Source organism: Streptococcus mitis (assembly GCF_002096835.1).
GTDB lineage: Bacteria > Bacillota > Bacilli > Lactobacillales > Streptococcaceae > Streptococcus > Streptococcus mitis_W.
Genome location: NZ_NCVG01000023.1, coordinates 25,783 through 43,335 on the forward strand (window position 1 = coordinate 25,783; position 17,553 = coordinate 43,335).

General features: G+C 42.7%; 15 protein-coding genes. 3 read left to right on the top strand and 12 right to left on the bottom strand.

Features of this window, described 5'->3' with window-relative positions; genetic code table 11:
* Positions 1 to 141: 141 nt before the first annotated feature.
* The gene (locus tag B7699_RS06985; protein ID WP_084927717.1) at positions 142 to 2,838 is read right to left on the bottom strand and encodes a cation-translocating P-type ATPase; all 2,697 of its coding nucleotides are present in this window, start codon (positions 2,836 to 2,838) and stop codon (positions 142 to 144) included.
* Between the two features lie 307 nt (positions 2,839 to 3,145).
* Between B7699_RS06985 and mntE the strand changes: the two genes are divergently transcribed.
* Positions 3,146 to 4,345, top strand: coding sequence for a CDF family manganese efflux transporter MntE (gene mntE, locus B7699_RS06990; RefSeq protein ID WP_084927719.1), 1,200 nt, complete (start codon positions 3,146 to 3,148; stop codon positions 4,343 to 4,345).
* A 20-nt stretch (positions 4,346 to 4,365) separates the two neighbouring features.
* Here mntE and B7699_RS06995 read toward each other — a convergent pair whose 3' ends face one another.
* From B7699_RS06995 to cdaA, 8 genes are all read right to left on the bottom strand, one after another.
* Positions 4,366 to 6,237, bottom strand: coding sequence for an ABC-F family ATP-binding cassette domain-containing protein (locus B7699_RS06995; RefSeq protein WP_084927721.1), 1,872 nt, complete (start codon positions 6,235 to 6,237; stop codon positions 4,366 to 4,368).
* On the bottom strand, positions 6,234 to 7,433 hold the full coding sequence (locus B7699_RS07000) for a CCA tRNA nucleotidyltransferase (protein WP_084927723.1): 1,200 nt from the start codon (positions 7,431 to 7,433) through the stop codon (positions 6,234 to 6,236). Before B7699_RS07000 ends, B7699_RS06995 begins: the two co-directional genes overlap by 4 nt.
* Positions 7,430 to 8,197 (bottom strand): 4-hydroxy-tetrahydrodipicolinate reductase, encoded by a 768-nt coding sequence (gene dapB / locus B7699_RS07005; protein WP_084927725.1) that lies wholly within the window; start codon positions 8,195 to 8,197, stop codon positions 7,430 to 7,432. Before dapB ends, B7699_RS07000 begins: the two co-directional genes overlap by 4 nt.
* A 267-nt stretch (positions 8,198 to 8,464) precedes the next feature.
* On the bottom strand, positions 8,465 to 9,313 hold the full coding sequence (locus B7699_RS07010) for a DegV family protein (protein ID WP_084927727.1): 849 nt from the start codon (positions 9,311 to 9,313) through the stop codon (positions 8,465 to 8,467).
* A gap of 1 nt (position 9,314) precedes the next feature.
* Complete coding sequence (locus tag B7699_RS07015; protein WP_001050081.1) at positions 9,315 to 9,689, bottom strand: DUF1149 family protein; 375 nt, start codon at positions 9,687 to 9,689, stop codon at positions 9,315 to 9,317.
* A gap of 73 nt (positions 9,690 to 9,762) precedes the next feature.
* The gene (glmM, locus tag B7699_RS07020; protein WP_023948132.1) at positions 9,763 to 11,115 is read right to left on the bottom strand and encodes a phosphoglucosamine mutase; all 1,353 of its coding nucleotides are present in this window, start codon (positions 11,113 to 11,115) and stop codon (positions 9,763 to 9,765) included.
* Positions 11,116 to 11,139: 24 nt separating this feature from the next.
* Entirely contained in the window at positions 11,140 to 11,919 is a 780-nt protein-coding gene (locus B7699_RS07025; RefSeq protein ID WP_084927729.1) for a CdaR family protein, read from the bottom strand.
* Complete coding sequence (gene cdaA, locus B7699_RS07030; protein ID WP_084927731.1) at positions 11,906 to 12,763, bottom strand: diadenylate cyclase CdaA; 858 nt, start codon at positions 12,761 to 12,763, stop codon at positions 11,906 to 11,908. Before cdaA ends, B7699_RS07025 begins: the two co-directional genes overlap by 14 nt.
* Positions 12,764 to 12,901: 138 nt before the next feature.
* Between cdaA and B7699_RS07035 the strand changes: the two genes are divergently transcribed.
* Together B7699_RS07035 and B7699_RS09505 are read left to right on the top strand one after the other, a co-directional pair.
* The gene (locus B7699_RS07035; protein ID WP_084927733.1) at positions 12,902 to 13,870 is read left to right on the top strand and encodes an NAD(P)/FAD-dependent oxidoreductase; all 969 of its coding nucleotides are present in this window, start codon (positions 12,902 to 12,904) and stop codon (positions 13,868 to 13,870) included.
* A 166-nt stretch (positions 13,871 to 14,036) separates the two neighbouring features.
* Positions 14,037 to 14,126 carry a type I addiction module toxin, Fst family gene (locus B7699_RS09505; protein WP_142358332.1) on the top strand — a complete coding sequence of 30 codons (90 nt, stop codon included), beginning with the start codon at positions 14,037 to 14,039 and terminating at the stop codon, positions 14,124 to 14,126.
* Between the two features lie 633 nt (positions 14,127 to 14,759).
* Here B7699_RS09505 and whiA read toward each other — a convergent pair.
* The 3 genes from whiA to rapZ are packed head-to-tail and all read right to left on the bottom strand — an operon-like array spanning position 14,760 to position 17,532.
* Positions 14,760 to 15,671 carry a DNA-binding protein WhiA gene (gene whiA / locus B7699_RS07040; RefSeq protein WP_049511938.1) on the bottom strand — a complete coding sequence of 304 codons (912 nt, stop codon included), beginning with the start codon at positions 15,669 to 15,671 and terminating at the stop codon, positions 14,760 to 14,762.
* Complete coding sequence (locus B7699_RS07045) at positions 15,668 to 16,645, bottom strand: YvcK family protein (RefSeq protein ID WP_084927735.1); 978 nt, start codon at positions 16,643 to 16,645, stop codon at positions 15,668 to 15,670. The genes whiA and B7699_RS07045 overlap by 4 nt, the downstream gene beginning before the upstream one ends.
* Entirely contained in the window at positions 16,642 to 17,532 is an 891-nt protein-coding gene (gene rapZ / locus B7699_RS07050) for an RNase adapter RapZ (RefSeq protein ID WP_042750784.1), read from the bottom strand. The genes B7699_RS07045 and rapZ overlap by 4 nt, the downstream gene beginning before the upstream one ends.
* Positions 17,533 to 17,553: the final 21 nt, after the last annotated feature.

Consider the following 17,553-nt stretch of genomic DNA (forward strand, 5'->3'; position numbering starts at 1 on the left):
GATTTCCTCTCAAGTCATTCTTTGCTATTCTTATATCTAATATTTTAGTAAGCGACTTTACTTTTAACATCTCCTATTTAAAGTTTTTTATAACCTTTTTAAAGTTATTAAAAAAAGCCATCCGAAGATGACTTTTTCTTTTTAAATCGCATTCTTGTCAAAACCGAGTTTACGTTGAACAAACTTAACGATTTCGACAATGATAATCATTGAAAAGCTTCCGCCCATCACGATTCCCCATTGTGACAAGTCTAGTTTGGTTACGTGGAAGATTCCTTCAAGCGGTTCTACGACGATTGTTGCCATGAGAAGAATGAAGGATACCAAGATGGACCAGTTGAAGGTCTTAGACTTGAATGGACCTACTGTCAAGATGGATTGGTAAACAGACTTGACATTATAAGCATGGAAGAGCTGAATCAAGCCAAGGGTTGCAAAGGCCATAGTAAGGGCATCTGCGTGAATAGCATGATTGTCACCCACATGAACTGGGTAAGTAATCGCAAGGCCATAAACACTCATAACAATAGCTGCTTGGAGTACACCTTGATAGATGATAGAACTCAAAACACCACCTGAGAAGAAGCTTGCCTTTCGTCCACGTGGTTTATGGTTCATGACACCAGGCTCAGCAGGTTCAACACCTAGTGCAATTGCTGGGAAAGTATCGGTTACCAAGTTGATCCACAAAAGATGAACTGGCTGTAAGACATCCCAACCAAACAAGGTTGATAGGAAGATGGTTAATACTTCAGCAGTATTGGCAGAAAGTAAGTACTGAATAGTCTTTTGAATATTTGAGAAGACCTTACGTCCTTCTTCCACTGCAACGATAATAGTCGCAAAGTTATCATCTGCAAGAATCATGTCAGAAGCCCCCTTAGAAACCTCTGTACCAGTGATTCCCATACCGATACCGATGTCGGCTGTTTTCAGAGCTGGCGCATCATTGACACCGTCACCTGTCATGGCAACGACCTTACCTTGTTTTTGCCAAGCCTTGACGATACGAACCTTATGCTCTGGAGATACACGCGCATAAACAGAGTATTGACCAACTACTTTTTCAAAGTCTTCATCTGACAGTTCGTTGAGCTCAGCACCAGTTAAAACGTGGCCTTCTGTATCATTTGCGTCAATGATTCCCAAACGTTTAGCAATAGCTTCTGCAGTGTCTTGATGGTCACCTGTGATCATGATTGGACGAATTCCCGCTTCCTTAGCCACACGAACAGCCTCAGCAGCTTCAGGACGTTCAGGGTCAATCATCCCAATCAAACCAGTAAAGATTAAATCATTTTCAAGCTCTTCAGAAGTGAGGTTTTCTGGAATGCTGTCAATAATCTTATAAGCACCAGCAAGGACACGCAAGGCTTGGTGAGCCATTTCAGAATTGTTTGTGTGAATGAGGTTTGTAACCTTCTCATCAATCGGAGCAATATCCCCAGCCTTATCACGAAGAACACAACGTTTCAAAAGTTGGTCTGGCGCACCCTTAACTGCTACAAGGAAACGACCATCTGGCAATGGGTGAACCGTGGACATGAGCTTACGGTCAGAGTCAAATGGCAACTCAGCTACACGAGGATATTTGTCTAAAAATCCTTTGACATCGTAGCCCTTGTCCAAGGCATATTGAATGAAGGCTGTTTCGGTTGGGTCACCAATCAGGTTGCCATCCACATCGATTTTCGTATCATTGGCCAAGACAACTGAACGAAGAAGAGGCATTTCAAGACCTAGCTCAATGTCATCAGCTGAGTCATGTAGGACTGCATCGTAGAAGACTTTTTCGACGGTCATCTTGTTCATGGTCAGCGTACCAGTCTTATCAGAAGCAATGATTTCTGTTGAACCAAGTGTTTCTACTGCTGGCAACTTACGAACAATAGAGTTTCGTTTGGCCAAAACTTGAGTACCAAGGGCAAGAACGATGGTCACGATAGCTGGAAGCCCTTCTGGGATAGCTGCAACAGCAAGCGCAACAGAGGTCATCAACTCACCAAGTGGATTTTTACCTTGAATGAAAACACCCACTACAAAAGTAACAAGGGCAATGACCAAGATTGCATAGGTCAAGACCTTAGAAAGGTTGTTCAAGTTTTGTTTAAGTGGTGTATCCGTCTCATCCGCATCTTGGAGCATGCCAGCGATATGACCAACTTCCGTGTACATACCTGTATTGACAACAACACCAAGACCACGACCATAGGTTACGTTAGAGTTTTGGAAGGCCATATTGACACGGTCACCAATACCAGCATCTGCAGCAAGTTCAACTGTCAAATCTTTTTCGACTGGCACAGACTCACCTGTCAGGGCAGCTTCTTCGATTTTAAGAGAGTTGGCTTCTAATAAACGAAGATCTGCAGGTACTACATCACCTGCTTCAAGGGCAACGATATCTCCAGGTACCAATTCTTTAGAGTCAATCTCCGCCATATGCCCATCACGAAGAACGCGGGCAGCTGGACTAGACATGGATTTGAGGGCTTCGATTGCTTCTTCTGCTTTCCCTTCTTGGTAAACACCAAAGGCAGCGTTGATGATTACCACGGCTAAGATGATAATGGCATCTGCGATATCTTCCCCACCAGAAGTCACGACTGACAAGATAGCTGCCGCAACTAGGATGATAATCATTAAATCCTTAAATTGCTCGATAAACTTGACCAGGATTGATCGTTTCTCGCCTTCTTCGAGTTCATTGTGGCCAAATTCGGCAAGGCGCTTTTCTGCCTCACTTGATGACAAACCTTGCTCGGTCGCATCCACAGCCTGCAAGACCTCTTCAGGACTCTGAGTGTAAAACGCTTGGCGTTTTTGTTCTTTTGACATGTGTCTCCTCCTTGACATTGTGTGCAAAACAGACTCTCTTTTTCCTCATCGCATCTTTTCACGACAAACAAAAAGAGACCTGTTAATCATAACAAGTCTCGCTGTTTAAGATAGTGCCGGAAAGCATACTTTTCAGTATAAAATTCGGAATGACGACACTATCACAGGTTTCTGCCAGCTACTCCCTTGAGTAGTTCTATTATACCAAATTTTGAAAAGTTTTCAAAGAGTAAAAAATGACTTATTTGAATTTTCCCTTGAAAACCAGTATAATGGTAGAATGCTATATGACTAGAAAGGAAGTTGAATGAAGCAATCTATCTCAAATCTCAAGTTAGCTGAGCGTGGGGCCATTATCAGTATTTCGACCTATTTGATCTTGTCTGCAGCCAAATTAGCAACTGGGCACCTCCTCCATTCATCCAGTTTGGTGGCCGATGGTTTTAACAACGTGTCGGACATCATTGGAAATGTGGCCCTCTTGATTGGAATCCGGATGGCACGCCAGCCTGCTGACCGAGACCACCGTTTTGGCCACTGGAAGATTGAAGATTTGGCTAGCTTGGTCACTTCTATTATCATGTTCTATGTTGGCTTTGATGTACTAAGGGATACCATTCAAAAGATTCTCAGTCGTGAAGAAACAGTCATTGACCCTCTGGGTGCAACTCTAGGAATCATTTCTGCAGCGATTATGTTTCTAGTTTATCTCTACAATACTCGCCTTAGTAAGAAATCTAACTCCAAGGCACTGAAGGCCGCTGCTAAGGACAATCTTTCCGATGCTGTTACTTCACTTGGCACCACCATTGCCATCCTAGCTAGCAGTTTTAATTATCCGATTGTAGATAAACTTGTTGCCATTATCATCACTTTCTTTATCTTGAAGACAGCCTATGATATCTTTATCGAGTCTTCTTTTAGTCTATCAGATGGCTTCGACGATCGTCTGCTTGAGGATTATCAAAAGGCTATCATGGAAATTCCCAAAATCAGCAAGGTTAAGTCCCAAAGAGGGCGCACCTACGGTAGCAATATTTACCTTGATATTACGCTAGAAATGAACCCTGACTTGTCGGTTTATGAGAGCCACGAAATTGCGGATCAGGTAGAGTCTATGCTGGAAGAGCGTTTTGGAGTCTTTGATACCGATGTCCATATCGAGCCAGCACCTATCCCTGAGGATGAGATTTTAGACAATGTCTATAAAAAATTGCTCATGCGTGAACAATTGATTGATCAAGGAAATCAACTGGAAGAACTCTTGGCTGATGATTTTGTCTATATTCGTCAAGATGGAGAGCAGATGGATAAAGAGACCTATAAAGCCGCAAAAGATTTGAATTCTGCTATCAAGGATATTCAAATCACTTCCATCAGTCAAAAGACCAAACTCATCTGCTATGAGTTAGATGGTATCGTCCATACCAGTATCTGGCGACGCCACGAAACTTGGCAAAATATCTTTCATCAAGAAACAAAAAAAAATAGAGAAATCCTGTCATGAGACGGGATTTTTCTATTCTTCTAGCTATCAAAGTCACTTAGATACTCATAGCGTTCGTATTTTTCCAGGAGTGCTTCGTTTTTCTCATCCAGTTCTTTTTGGAGAGTAGCCAGCTTACCAAAGTCAGAGCCGTTGGCCTGCATTTCCTCTTCAATAGCAGCGATACGATTTTCCAAGGATTCAATATCACTTTCAATGCTTGCCCACTCCTGCTTTTCTTGGTAGGTCATGCGTTTCTTGTCTTCACGGACCTTGATCACTTTTTCCTTTTCAGCCTTTTGCACTTGATTGGCCATATCTGTTTCAAAGGCCTTTTCATCTAAATAGTCGGTGTAATGACCAAAGAAAGGACGAATCTTGCCATCCTCAAAAGCCAGAATCTTGGTCGCTACCTTATCCAAGAAATAACGGTCGTGACTAACTGTCAAAACAGGTCCCGCAAAGCCTTGCAAGAAATTCTCCAAAACTGTCAAGGTCGCAATATCTAGGTCATTTGTCGGTTCGTCCAAAAGGAGAACATTTGGTTTTTCCAAGAGCAGTTTGAGGAGATAAAGACGTTTTTTCTCTCCCCCAGACAATTTCTCAATCAAGGTTCCATGCGTCGAACGTGGGAAAAGGAACTGCTCCAGCAACTCTGCAATCGAAGTCGTAGAACCACCGCTGGTCTTGACCTCTTCTGCCACTTCCTGCAAGTAATTGATCACTCGCTTGCTTTCATCCAAACCCTCAATTTGCTGAGAGAAATAGGCGATGCGAACAGTTTCCCCAATCACAACTTGTCCTGCTGTCGGCTCAAGACTTCCTGCAATCAAGTTAAGGAGAGTTGATTTCCCAACACCATTGTCCCCAACGATTCCGATACGGTCTTTGGCCTGAACTAAGAGATTAAAATCTTGCAAAATGAGCTTGTTTTCATAGGCAAAGGAAACATCCTGAAACTCGATGACTTTCTTCCCAATACGACTGGTTTCAAAGTTCATAGTCAAGTCTGTCTCAGCAGTATTGCCTGAAACTTCCTTTTTCAGGTCGTGGAAACGATTGATACGAGCTTGTTGCTTGGTCGCACGCGCCTGCGGTTGTCTGCGCATCCAGGCCAATTCTTGCTTATAAAGTTGTTCCTTTTTGTGGAGAAGAGCCGCGTCGCGCTCATCCTGTTCCGCCTTTAGGCGAACATAGTCCTGATAATTCCCTTGATACTCGGTCAAGCCTGCTCGATCCAATTCGAAAATCCGAGTTGACAAAGCGTCTAGGAAATAACGGTCGTGGGTGATAAAAAGGACAGTCTTCTTAGAATTTTTCAAAAAGAGGGTCAACCACTCAATAGTCGCAATATCCAGATGGTTGGTCGGTTCATCCAAAAGCAAGAGGTCGTGATTACCAAGAAGAACTTGCGCCAACTGAACCCGTCTTCTTAGGCCACCTGACAATTCCCCAACAGGAGTAGATAAATCCTGAATCCCCAGCTTGCTAAGGACAGTCTTGACCTGACTCTCAATTTCCCAAGCTTGGAGAGAGTCCATTTCTGCCATGACACGTTCCAAACGCGCCTGCTTATCCTCACTATAGTTGAGCATGAGGAGTTCATAATCACGAATGAGTTGGATTTCCTTAAGGTCGCTGGAGAGGACCGTATCCAAGACCGTCTTGCTATCATCAAAATCAGGATCTTGGGTCAAGTAACCAATCTGGTAATCATTTTTAGCTGAAAAGGGACTCACATCCCCATCAAAGCCAGAAACACCAGAAAGAACATCTAAAAGGGTGGTCTTGCCAGTCCCATTGACACCAATCAGACCAATTCTATCCAAGTCATGGATAATAAAGGAAATATCCTTAAAAACGGTCTTGTCACCAACGGATTTACTTAGTTTTTCAACGATAAAATCACTCATTTTTTCTCCCTCAGATAAGCATGGATGGCTTGACGGTCATTTTCCAATGTTCCATCGACAATGGCATATTCAATCTCTGTTAAAATCTCTCCCAAGTCTGGTCCCGGCTGATAGCCATATTCCTTAATCAAAATACCACCATTAATCTGAATTTCTTTCTTGTCATGAATGGTCAGACTCTGGTAAGTTTCTGTGATGACTTGCGGGTTGACTGGTTTTCCTTGAGCATGACGAAGATTTTCAGCCTGTAAAAGTAAATCTAAATCAAAGCGATAACAATCGCGCTTGCTCAATTCTCCCTTTTCACGCAAGGCCAAAATAGTCAGTAAATCCTGTACCTGCTTGGCAAATTGACGTGAGGTCTTCCAAGCCTTCAAAAATGGCTGCGCATTTTCAATCTCCAAAGCCCACAGTAGAGCTGCCCAGGCTTGTTCAGAGGATTTAAAGGTGAAATCAGTCTCCAAATCAAACAGTCTATTAAGCTCGTCCTGGCTAGATGCCATATCAGGGAGATAGTCATAAGCTTGACTCTCAATCATGGAAGCCAAACCCCTTCTCCAAAATGGAGCCAGCAAGAGTTTATCAAACTCAACGAAGGTGCGCTCCACAGAAATTTTCTCCAAAAGTGGCGTCAAAATTTTCATAGCTTTAAATGTTTCTGACTCCAGTTCAAAGCCAAGACTGGCCTGAAAACGGAAGCCACGCATAATCCGCAGAGCGTCTTCGTTGAAACGCTCACTTGCCACTCCAACCGCCCTCAAGACTTGATTTTCCAAATCGTCTAAACCATGGAACAAGTCAACGATTTCTCCTGTCTCATCCAAGGCAAAGGCATTGACTGTAAAATCACGGCGCTTGAGGTCTTCTTCTAGCGAGCGAACAAAAGAAACCGCACTAGGTCTGCGATAGTCCACATAGACATCTTCTGTCCGAAAAGTAGTCACCTCATACTCCTCGTCCCCATCTAAGACCAAGACAGTTCCATGCTCGATTCCGATATCGGCTGTTCGCGGAAAAATCTGCTTGGTCTCTTCTGGATAAGAAGACGTCGCAATATCCACATCATGGATGGGACGATTGAGGAGGGCATCTCGAACAGAACCCCCAACAAAATAGGCTTCAAAGCCTGCTTCTTTAATTTTTTCTAATACTGGTAAAGCCTTCTGAAATTCAGAAGGCATTTGCGTTAATCTCATAATAAGTGTTCTAATCCATAGACAAGCTCATGACGCTTGACAACTTCTTTAATTCCCAAATTCACCCCTGTCATGAAGGAGCTGCGATCATAGGAGTCATGACGGAGGGTCAATCCTTCTCCTTGATTGCCAAAGATGACTTCCTGATGGGCTACCAAACCTGGCAAACGAACTGAGTGAATCCGCATGCCATCAAAGTCAGCACCACGAGCACCTGAAATCAATTCTTTCTCATCAGGAGCACCTTGCTGGATTGACTCTCGAACTTCTGCCATTAACTCAGCTGTTTTAATAGCTGTTCCACTCGGGGCATCCTTTTTCTTGTCATGATGGAGCTCGATAATCTCCACATTTGGGAAATATTTGGCAGCCTGCGTCGCAAATTGCATAAGCAAGACAGCACCCAAGGCAAAGTTTGGAGCAATTAAACCACCCAAGTCTTGGACACGGGAAAATTCTTTTAACTCTGCAATTTCTTCACTAGTAAAGCCTGTTGTTCCAACTACTGGAGCAAAGCCATGTTCAAGAGCAAAGCGTGTATTTTCATAGGCAACAGTTGGTGTAGTAAAGTCTACCCAGACATCCGCTTCAAAACCGGCCAAATCAGCCTTATTCTTGAAAACAGGAATTCCCTGCCATTCTGACTCAGACTCAAAGGGATCCAAAACTGCTACCAAGTCCAAGTCTGGATCAGCCAAGACCATCTGACAAGCAGCCTGACCCATCTTTCCCTTAAAACCAGCAATAATTACTCGAATACTCATCTCTACTCCTGTCTAAGATATGAAGGACCTTAGCTACCCTTGAAAAATAGGGAATGGGGCTGACTTTCCATGAAAGTCAAGGCAGTCATCTTTTTTCAAGAGGCAGATAGTCCATGTTCAATTTCCAAGATACAAAGCCTGTAAGAACACAAAGTGAAAATAGGAGTTCTGATAAAAGAATGTCTACTCCTTGGAAAAACTATCTTTTTCACACAGGGTTCCAGGCATGTTCATTTGCTAACTTCTTAACTAGTCTAGAAGTGCCAACTAAATCACTGGAATGTAACCCAGAGCAATGCTTCCTGCACCTAGGTGTGTTCCAATGACACTACCAAATGTAGCAAGTGAAATATCCGTCCCCACTTCAGAATCTAGCAAGTGCTGACGCAATTCTTCAGCCTTTTCAGGAGCATTTCCGTGAATGACAATAATACGGTATTGGCCTGAAGCTGTGGCTTCCTTGATGATTTCAATTAAGCGCTTTGTGGCTTTCTTTTCAGTACGAACTTTTTCGTACACTTCAATCACACCTTGGTCGTTGAAATAAAGGATTGGCTTAATGCTTAGCAGATTGCCCAAAATCGCAGCTCCATTTGAAAGGCGTCCACCTTTAACCAAATGGTCCAAGTCATCCACCATGATGAAAGCAGAGGTATGACTAATCTGAATAGCTAGCTTATCCTGAATAATGGCAAAATCATCGCCCTGGTCGCGCCAGTTAAAGACACTTTCAACCATGATCCCCAACGGAGCACTTGTAATCAAAGTGTCTGGAAAAGCAATGGTTAGGCCTTCATAGTCGTCCACCATATACTGGATATTTTGGTAAAAACCTGAAATTCCAGAAGATAGGAAAAGCCCCAAGGCATGAGTATAGCCTTGTTCTTTGAGCGCAGTTAAGATTTCATCTAACTTGGCAATACTTGGTTGACTGGTCTTAGGCAATTCCGAAGCCTGAGCCATTTTTTGGTAAAATTCCTCAGCAGTCAGATTGACACCTTCAACATACTCCTCACCATCAATATTGACAGGAATATCCAAAACAAATAAATCTTCTCTTTGCAAGGTATCTGCACTGAGATAGGCAGAGGAATCTGTGATAACAGCTAATTTCATATTAGAACTCCAAATTGATTCCTGGTAAGTCTAATGCAATTTCAGTTACTTCGTAAGTTAAACGGTTGAGCATATTCAAACATGGACGAGCCAAGGTTTCCACTTCTTCTTGGTTCAATTCACTTGGTTCGTTAACAATACGACCATCGATATGGTTCACCTGTGAAATGGTTCCACTGATGACAAATTTATCAAATACAATCATAAAACTCAAGACAACAATCAAGGAAGTCACTTGATTTTCTTGGTCATGTTGAATTAATTGGAAGTTCACATCCACCTTAGTTTCAGGAGCTCCATTTTCATTTTCCCATTCAAAATTACGCGCATCAAAATGATACTGACTAACAAATTCTTGTTCACGTTTAAGATTCATGTCTTTCTCCCTCGGCTACAATATTATAAGCTATTGTACCATAATTTTTTATTTTCATCTAGTTTTCTAGGATTTAGTCAATCCCGATTTCAGCTCGAACTACGTCTGCGATGGTATCAACATAGTAGTCCACTTCTTCTGTTGTAGGCGCTTCTGCCATAACACGCAAAAGAGGCTCTGTTCCACTTGGGCGAACAAGGATACGGCCATTCCCCGCCATTTCAGCTTCCATCTTCTCGATGATAACCTTGATAGCTGGCACTTCCATAGCCTTTTCCTTCATGGCATTTTCCACTCGGATATTGACTAATTTTTGTGGATAGATGGTTACTTCTGCTGCCAACTCTGACAAGCTCTTACCAGTTTCCTTCATGATTTTGGTCAATTGAACAGCAGATAATTGGCCATCACCTGTTGTATTGTAATCCATCAAGATGACGTGACCAGACTGTTCACCACCAAGGTTGTAGCCTGATTTTCGCATTTCTTCAACAACGTAACGATCGCCAACTGCAGTGACTGCCTTGTTAATGCCTTCACGATCCAAGGCCTTGTGGAAACCAAGGTTAGACATAACGGTTGTCACGATTGTATTTTGCGCCAATTGTCCTTTTTCAGAAAGGTATTTTCCGATGATGTACATAATCTTGTCACCATCGACGATATCGCCATTCTCATCGACAGCAATCAAACGGTCACTGTCTCCGTCAAAAGCCAAACCGATAGCTGAGTCACTTTCTTTGACCACTTCTTGAAGGGTTTCTGGGTGGGTTGAACCAACATTAAGGTTGATGTTAAGACCATCTGGTGTTTCCCCAATAACAGTTAATTGAGCACCAAGATCTGCAAAGATTTGACGGGCACTTGTAGAAGCTGCACCATTAGCCGTATCCAAGGCAACCTTCATTCCTTCAAGAGGAGTTCCAGTTGAAACAAGATATCCTTCATACTTACGCAAACCTTCTGGATAATCTACCAAGGTTCCCAAGCCTTCAGCACTTGGACGAGGAAGAGTGTCTTCCGCAGCATCTAGCAAGGCTTCAATTTCTGCTTCTTTTTCATCATCTAGTTTGAAACCATCACCACCAAAGAACTTAATCCCATTATCAAGGGCTGGGTTGTGGCTAGCAGAAATCATGACACCTGCACTGGCTCCCTCAGTTTTTACCAAGTAAGCTACTGCTGGTGTTGCAAGGACACCAAGTTTGTAGACGTGAATCCCTACAGAGAGGAGACCTGCCACCAAGGCAGATTCTAGCATTTCCCCAGAAATACGTGTATCACGTCCTACAAAAACTTTCGGTGCTTCCGTTTCATGTTGACTGAGAACATAGCCTCCAAAACGTCCTAGTTTAAAGGCCAATTCTGGCGTTAATTCTACGTTAGCTTCTCCACGGACTCCATCAGTCCCAAAATATTTACCCATTTTTATAATATCCTTTTTCTATTTTTAATTCGTTTTTGAACTAGTTGCTTTCGTTGACGAAGATGTCTCTGACGAACTGCTTGTAGTTGAATTTGATGTGCTTGAACTTGGTGCTACTGGTTTTGTAGTCACCTTCATTGTTGTATCGAACGGAGTAATAACTGCCGGTAAGACAACACCATTGCGGTCGATTGCCTGCAAAGGTACTGAACCACTGTAATTACCTGTTATACGTTCGCTAGTTGGTAAAAGCGCAATAATACGATCAATTTTAGCTAATGTTTCTTGGTCAGTTGTGACAGAAACTCGTTCGTTTGACACGGTTACACTATCAATTTGTAGCTTGGGATCAATCTGGCTTTGGTCAACTTGTGGCACAACAATCATCCCATCTCGCTTAACCTTTTTCCCAACTTTCACTGTAATCTTTTGAGGCGTTGCCACAGCGGTCAATCCACTTGGAAGATTTTCAATGTTCAAGGGAACTTCAATCGTTCCAACACTGGCATCCGTCAAATCAGCAGTTACCTTAAACTTACGAGTGCTCTCCTGCATTTCGCTGGCCAAGGTCACACGATTAGCTCCGGTTAATACCACTGAAACTTCTGATGCAAATCCACTAATAAAATACTGGTCAGCATCATAGTGAATATCGATAGGAACGTTCGTTATCGTATTGGTGTAGGTTTCTGATTTGACCTGCCTTGCGGTATTGCTATTTTGAAAGTTGGTTGACGTTGCATAGATAAATAAAACACAAGCAAAAAAGAGAGATGAAATGATATATAGACTATTTTTTCTCATATTTCCAACCTCCTAGCAAACGGTCCTTGAAACTGACTTTTTCCTCAACAGCTGGCAAAAGAATTGCTCGTAGCTCTGCTTCAAATTCTTCAATCGTCAAGTCGTGCTTGAAAACACCGTTATAGGTAATAGAAATGCCACCTGTTTCCTCTGAGACGATGAAGGTCAAGGCATCGGATACTTCTGACAAACCGATAGCCGCCCGGTGTCTGGTCCCAAACTCCTTGGAAATCCCTGTGCTTTCTGTCAAGGGCAAATAAGCAGAGGTTACTGCTATTCGATTTTCTCTGATAATCACTGCACCATCGTGTAGGGGAGTGTTGGGAATAAAAATATTGATGAGGAGTTCAGCTGAAATATTGGCATCCAAGGGAATCCCTGTCGCAATGTATTCTTGCAAGGTCCGAACTCGTTGGATGGCAACCAGAGCACCAATCTTACAGGGACTCATATATTCAACCGACTTGACAAAGGCACGAATCATTTGCTCCTCTGCACTAATTTGAGCAGTAGAAAAGAAATCTGTCGCCCTTCCCAAGCGTTCCAAACCAGTCCGAATCTCTGGAGAGAAGATAACAACCGCAGCAATAACCCCATAGGTGATAATCTGATTAATCAACCAAGAAATCGTTGTTAAACCAAGGATATTGGCCACAACCTGGGTTAATACAAAAATCACGACCCCACGCACCAAAATCATAATCTTGGTGCCAGCTATCGCTTTTGTAAAACGATATAAAATATAGGCCACAATCAAAATATCAAACACATTGATGGCAATACTCCAAGGACTAGAAAACAAGCTAGTCCAATATTGCAGGTTGGATAATTGTTGAAAGTTCATCTGCTGTCTCCTCTCTGTCCAAACACGTTCCTTTCTATTATATCATTTTTCTGACATTTTTTTCCCTATCCTACTTCATTTTAAATTAAAGAAAAAATATGATAAAATAAACTGACTAGAAAAAACAAAGGAGAAACCATGTCTCAACTCTATGATATTACCATTGTAGGTGGTGGTCCCGTCGGACTTTTTGCAGCCTTCTATGCCCACCTACGCCAAGCCAAGGTCCAAATCATCGACTCCCTTCCCCAACTAGGTGGACAACCTGCTATTCTCTACCCTGAAAAGGAAATCCTCGACGTTCCAGGTTTCCCAAACCTGACTGGAGAAGAGTTGACTAACCGTCTAATCGAGCAATTAAATGGCTTTGATACCCCTATTCATCTCAACGAAACGGTTCTTGAGATTGAAAAACAAGAAGAAGGATTTGTCATCACAACTTCTAAAGGAAGTCACCTGTCTAAAACAGTTATCATTGCTATGGGTGGCGGCGCCTTCAAACCACGTCCTCTGGAACTAGAAGGCGTTGAGGATTATGAAAATATCCACTACCACGTTTCCAACATCCATCAATATGCGGGTAAGAACGTGACGATTCTGGGTGGTGGGGACTCAGCTGTTGATTGGGCTTTGGCTTTTGAAAAAATTGCACCAACTACCCTTGTTCACCGCAGAGATAATTTCCGTGCCTTAGAGCACAGTGTCCAAGCCTTGCAGGAATCTTCTGTGACCATCAAGACACCATTTGTCCCTAGCCAACTCCTTGGAGATGGAAAAACGCTCAATAAACTTGAAATCACAAAAGTCAAATCTGATGAAACAGAAACGATTGACTTAGATCACCTCTTTGTCAACTATGGTTTCAAATCTTCTGTCGGTAACCTTAAAAACTGGGGTCTGGACCTCAACCGCCACAAGATTATTGTCAACAGCAAACAGGAATCTAGCCAAGCAGGTATCTATGCTATCGGTGACTGCTGCTACTATGACGGAAAAATTGACCTGATTGCGACAGGCCTCGGAGAAGCTCCAACCGCTGTCAATAATGCTATCAACTACATCGACCCTGAGCAAAAAGTACAACCAAAACACTCTACTAGTTTATAAGAAAAGAGCCACGAGTCACATAGGATTCGTGGTTTTATATTTCATCGGCTAACTTGTTAGATCATATCTTTCCCTTCTTCTAGCACAAATAAAAATGCCTATCAAACTGATAAATCATGTGATATAATAGAAACGGCACATCTGCCTTAGAAGGGAGGTGGAGCCTATGGTAGATTACATCTTCACAAATATTATTCTACCCTTGGTGATCGGTATCGTCCTGATAGTCATCGAAAAATGGCTAAACAAGAAATAGCGACCAACCCACCTTTCTAGCGTAGACTAGAAAAAGCCCTTGCTTTTGTGGTTATCAGCAGGGGCTTTTTTGTAGTTATGGTAGACTACATCTTCACTTCTCCACTATTATCTCACATCCATCTTCAGTTGTCAAAAGAAATCTCTGACATGCTGAATTATAAATGCGCTGTAATATTTACGGCACTTCTACACCGCCTACGAAAGAAGGTGAGATAGCCCATGATGGAATTAATACTCAAAACTATCATCGGACCAATTGTGGCCAGTGTCGTTCTTTGCTTAGTCAATATAGTAGATTGAAATAAGATGTGAATAAATCGATTAGGAAAGTCAAATTACTTTCTATAAATATTTTGGCAGCCATGACAAACTAATGTAGATTCAATCTACTATAAATGGCTAAACAAGTACAAATAGTGTCAAAAAAGACCCCAAGCTTAATGTGGAAGTTAGCTCGGGGTCTTTTCTTAGTCCATGATATAGAACTAGTACTCAATTCCTCTTTATTATCTCACATACTCTATTCAATTGTCAAGAAACAGATTGATATTTTGTAAGTTAACAATATCAGGACATTAGAAAAATAGAATCAACTAATCGCACTGATAATTCAAGGGGGTGCTTTATATCGTTATAATTCATCGGCTATCTTGTTTATTTTTCTGAGTCTGTGATTGACACCACTTTTGGTCAGAGGGGTGCTGAGGCTATCAGCTAACTGCTGAATAGAATAGTCTGGGTGTTGAATCCGCAACTGCGCTACCTCCTGCAAATCCACTGGCAGATTTTCTAGGCCCATAATATCTTTGATTTTGCTGATATTGTTGATGGTCTTCATACTGGCAGAAACTGTCCGAGCGATATTGGCTGTTTCGGCATTGTTGGCCCGATTGAGATCGTTACGGGTTTCTCGCAAAATCTTAACCCGCTCAAAATCATCACGCGCCTGCATGGCTCCAATGACTATCAAGAAGTCCATAATATCTTCGGCTCGCTGGAGATAAGTCACAGCTCCCTTCTTTCGCTCAAGCACCTTGGCATCCAGCAAAAACTGCTGGAGAAGGGAGGCAATCCCTTGCGCGTGGTCCAGATAAACAGAACTGATTTCCAACTGGTACTTGCCTGACTCAGGGTCACGAATGCTTCCATTTGCCAAAAAAGCACCACAGAGATAGGCACGGCCTGCTTCCTCGTCTGATAAAATCGCCCCATCAATACCTGTTTCCAGGCCAAAAAAGGAATCTGCCAAGTGCAAATCACTCAACAAGTCCTGCACCTTTTCATCTGTAAAAACGGTATAGACCCGATTCTTACGAAGATTGCTCCGTTGGTGGTGTCGGATTTCCGATTTGATTTCGTAGAAATGGAGAAAGGACTCATAGAGGTGACGAGCCAGCTTGGCATTTTCTGTCACGACAGACAAGGTCAAGCCCGAAGTTGAGAGACCGATACTACCAGACATCTTGATAATGGCAGATAATTCATGCCGGCTCAGATGGTGTTGACCTAAGATTTCTTCTTTTACTGCTACTGTGAAACTCATTTTCTCACCTGTATAATCCGCATCAATTCGTCCACAAGCAAATCCCCATCGTGGAAGGCACCACCATTTTCCAGACGAAGAAAGTTAGATGAAATCACACGCGGAACTTGCTTATTAAGACCAGCAAAATCGTGTTCCACCTGCACTAAGTATTCATCAAATCGATTGGAATTCATGTATTCCTGAGGCACTTTTTCAATATTCACCAAGACAGTGTCGATAAAAGGTCGACCAAGGTGACAATGCAAGACCTCCACGTGGTCACTATCTGTAAAGTGTTCCGTCTCCCCACGTTGGGTCATGATATTGCAGACATAGGCGATTTCTGCCTTGGTTTCCAAAAGCGCCTGACCTATTTCCTTAATCACGATATTAGGTAAAATCGAGGTAAAGAGGGAACCAGGTCCTAGGACAATCATGTCACTTTCAAGAATGGTCTGCACTACTCGACGACTAGCCAGAGGCGTATCATCGTTGAGGGTATTGGTCACATAGACATGGTCAATCATGCCTGGATGGTCTGCAATATGGCTCTCTCCAGCCACTTCTGTCCCATCCTGGAAGACTGCATGCAGGGTCAAAGGATGGTCACTGGAAGGATAAATCTTCCCAGTCGTATGGAAAAATTTGCTCAATAACTGCATGGCATTATAGGTCGAACCCTGCATTTCTGACAGACCAGCAATGATGAGATTGCCCAATGGGTGCCCAGCAAAGGCTCCTGCATCCTCAGAGAAGCGATACTGAAAGACCTTTTCATAAAATTTTGGCATATCTGACATGGCTACAAGGACATTGCGGAGATCGCCTGGCGGTGTCAATTGCTGCATATTTTTTCGGAGTTCACCTGAAGAACCGCCATCATCTGCCACCGTTACGATAGCTGCGATTTCCACATCTTTTTCACGCAGACTTTTTAGAATGACGGGGATCCCAGTCCCTCCACCAATCACCGTTATCTTTGGTTTTCTCATGAACGGTTTACCGTTTCCTTTCTTCGGTCTTTGTCACGATGCCCTTCATTGACAGGCCAATTCTTGGATAAGTCCTGCGCCAAGCGTTTGGCAAAGGCCACACTACGGTGTTGTCCCCCTGTACAACCCATGGCAATGGTCAAAACGGACTTACCTTCCTTTTGGTAACTTGGCAAAATCGGCTCAATCAAGGCCAACAAATGTTGATAGAAGTCTTCTGACTCAGGATGATTCATGACATAGTCATAAACTGGTTCATCTACACCCGTTTGGTTTCTCAGTTCTGGAAGATAATATGGATTTGGCAAAAAGCGCACATCAAAGACTAAATCTGCATCAATCGGGATTCCATATTTAAAGCCAAAAGACATGACTTCGATACGGAAAGACTGGGCTTGTTCTTGATCTGAAAACTGCTCTGCAAGGGTTTTACGCAGTTCACGAGGAGTAAGTTCAGTTGTATCCACCACATTTTGGCTCATATTTTTCAAAGGTGCCAAGAGTTCACGTTCCAGCTTAATTCCATCTAAAATACGACCGTCTGCTGCTAATGGATGACTTCGTCTGGTTTCCTTGTAGCGCGCGACCAATTCCTTATCTGCTGCGTCCAAGAAGAGGATTTTAAAGTCCAGTTCTTCCTTGTTTTCCAACTCATCCAAAACAGTTTGAATTTCTGAAAAGAAAGAACGGCTGCGCATATCCACCACCAAGGCCAACTTATGGTCGTCTTCCTTTGTTTCCACCAACTGCAAAAACTTAGGCAAGAGAGCTGGTGGCATATTATCAATGGTAAAATAACCTAGATCCTCGAAGGACTGAATGGCTACAGTTTTTCCCGCACCACTCATCCCTGTCACAATCACCAAGTGAAGTTGTTTCTTTGTCATCTTTTTCTCCTTATATCAAAA

Excerpts from the sequence above, each read along its gene's own strand:
- B7699_RS09505 (WP_142358332.1), top strand. The coding sequence starts at position 14,037 with ATGGTAGATTACATCTTCACAAATATTATTCTACCCTTGGTGATCGGT.
- dapB (WP_084927725.1), bottom strand. The coding sequence starts at position 8,197 with ATGAGTATTCGAGTAATTATTGCTGGTTTTAAGGGAAAGATGGGTCAG.
- B7699_RS07025 (WP_084927729.1), bottom strand. The coding sequence starts at position 11,919 with ATGAGAAAAAATAGTCTATATATCATTTCATCTCTCTTTTTTGCTTGT.
- B7699_RS07000 (WP_084927723.1), bottom strand. The coding sequence starts at position 7,433 with ATGAGATTAACGCAAATGCCTTCTGAATTTCAGAAGGCTTTACCAGTA.
- glmM (WP_023948132.1), bottom strand. The coding sequence starts at position 11,115 with ATGGGTAAATATTTTGGGACTGATGGAGTCCGTGGAGAAGCTAACGTA.
- rapZ (WP_042750784.1), bottom strand. The coding sequence starts at position 17,532 with ATGACAAAGAAACAACTTCACTTGGTGATTGTGACAGGGATGAGTGGT.
- B7699_RS06985 (WP_084927717.1), bottom strand. The coding sequence starts at position 2,838 with ATGTCAAAAGAACAAAAACGCCAAGCGTTTTACACTCAGAGTCCTGAA.
- B7699_RS07010 (WP_084927727.1), bottom strand. The coding sequence starts at position 9,313 with ATGAAATTAGCTGTTATCACAGATTCCTCTGCCTATCTCAGTGCAGAT.
- B7699_RS07045 (WP_084927735.1), bottom strand. The coding sequence starts at position 16,645 with ATGAGAAAACCAAAGATAACGGTGATTGGTGGAGGGACTGGGATCCCC.
- cdaA (WP_084927731.1), bottom strand. The coding sequence starts at position 12,763 with ATGAACTTTCAACAATTATCCAACCTGCAATATTGGACTAGCTTGTTT.
- mntE (WP_084927719.1), top strand. The coding sequence starts at position 3,146 with ATGAAGCAATCTATCTCAAATCTCAAGTTAGCTGAGCGTGGGGCCATT.
- B7699_RS07035 (WP_084927733.1), top strand. The coding sequence starts at position 12,902 with ATGTCTCAACTCTATGATATTACCATTGTAGGTGGTGGTCCCGTCGGA.
- B7699_RS07015 (WP_001050081.1), bottom strand. The coding sequence starts at position 9,689 with ATGAATCTTAAACGTGAACAAGAATTTGTTAGTCAGTATCATTTTGAT.
- whiA (WP_049511938.1), bottom strand. The coding sequence starts at position 15,671 with ATGAGTTTCACAGTAGCAGTAAAAGAAGAAATCTTAGGTCAACACCAT.
- B7699_RS06995 (WP_084927721.1), bottom strand. The coding sequence starts at position 6,237 with ATGAGTGATTTTATCGTTGAAAAACTAAGTAAATCCGTTGGTGACAAG.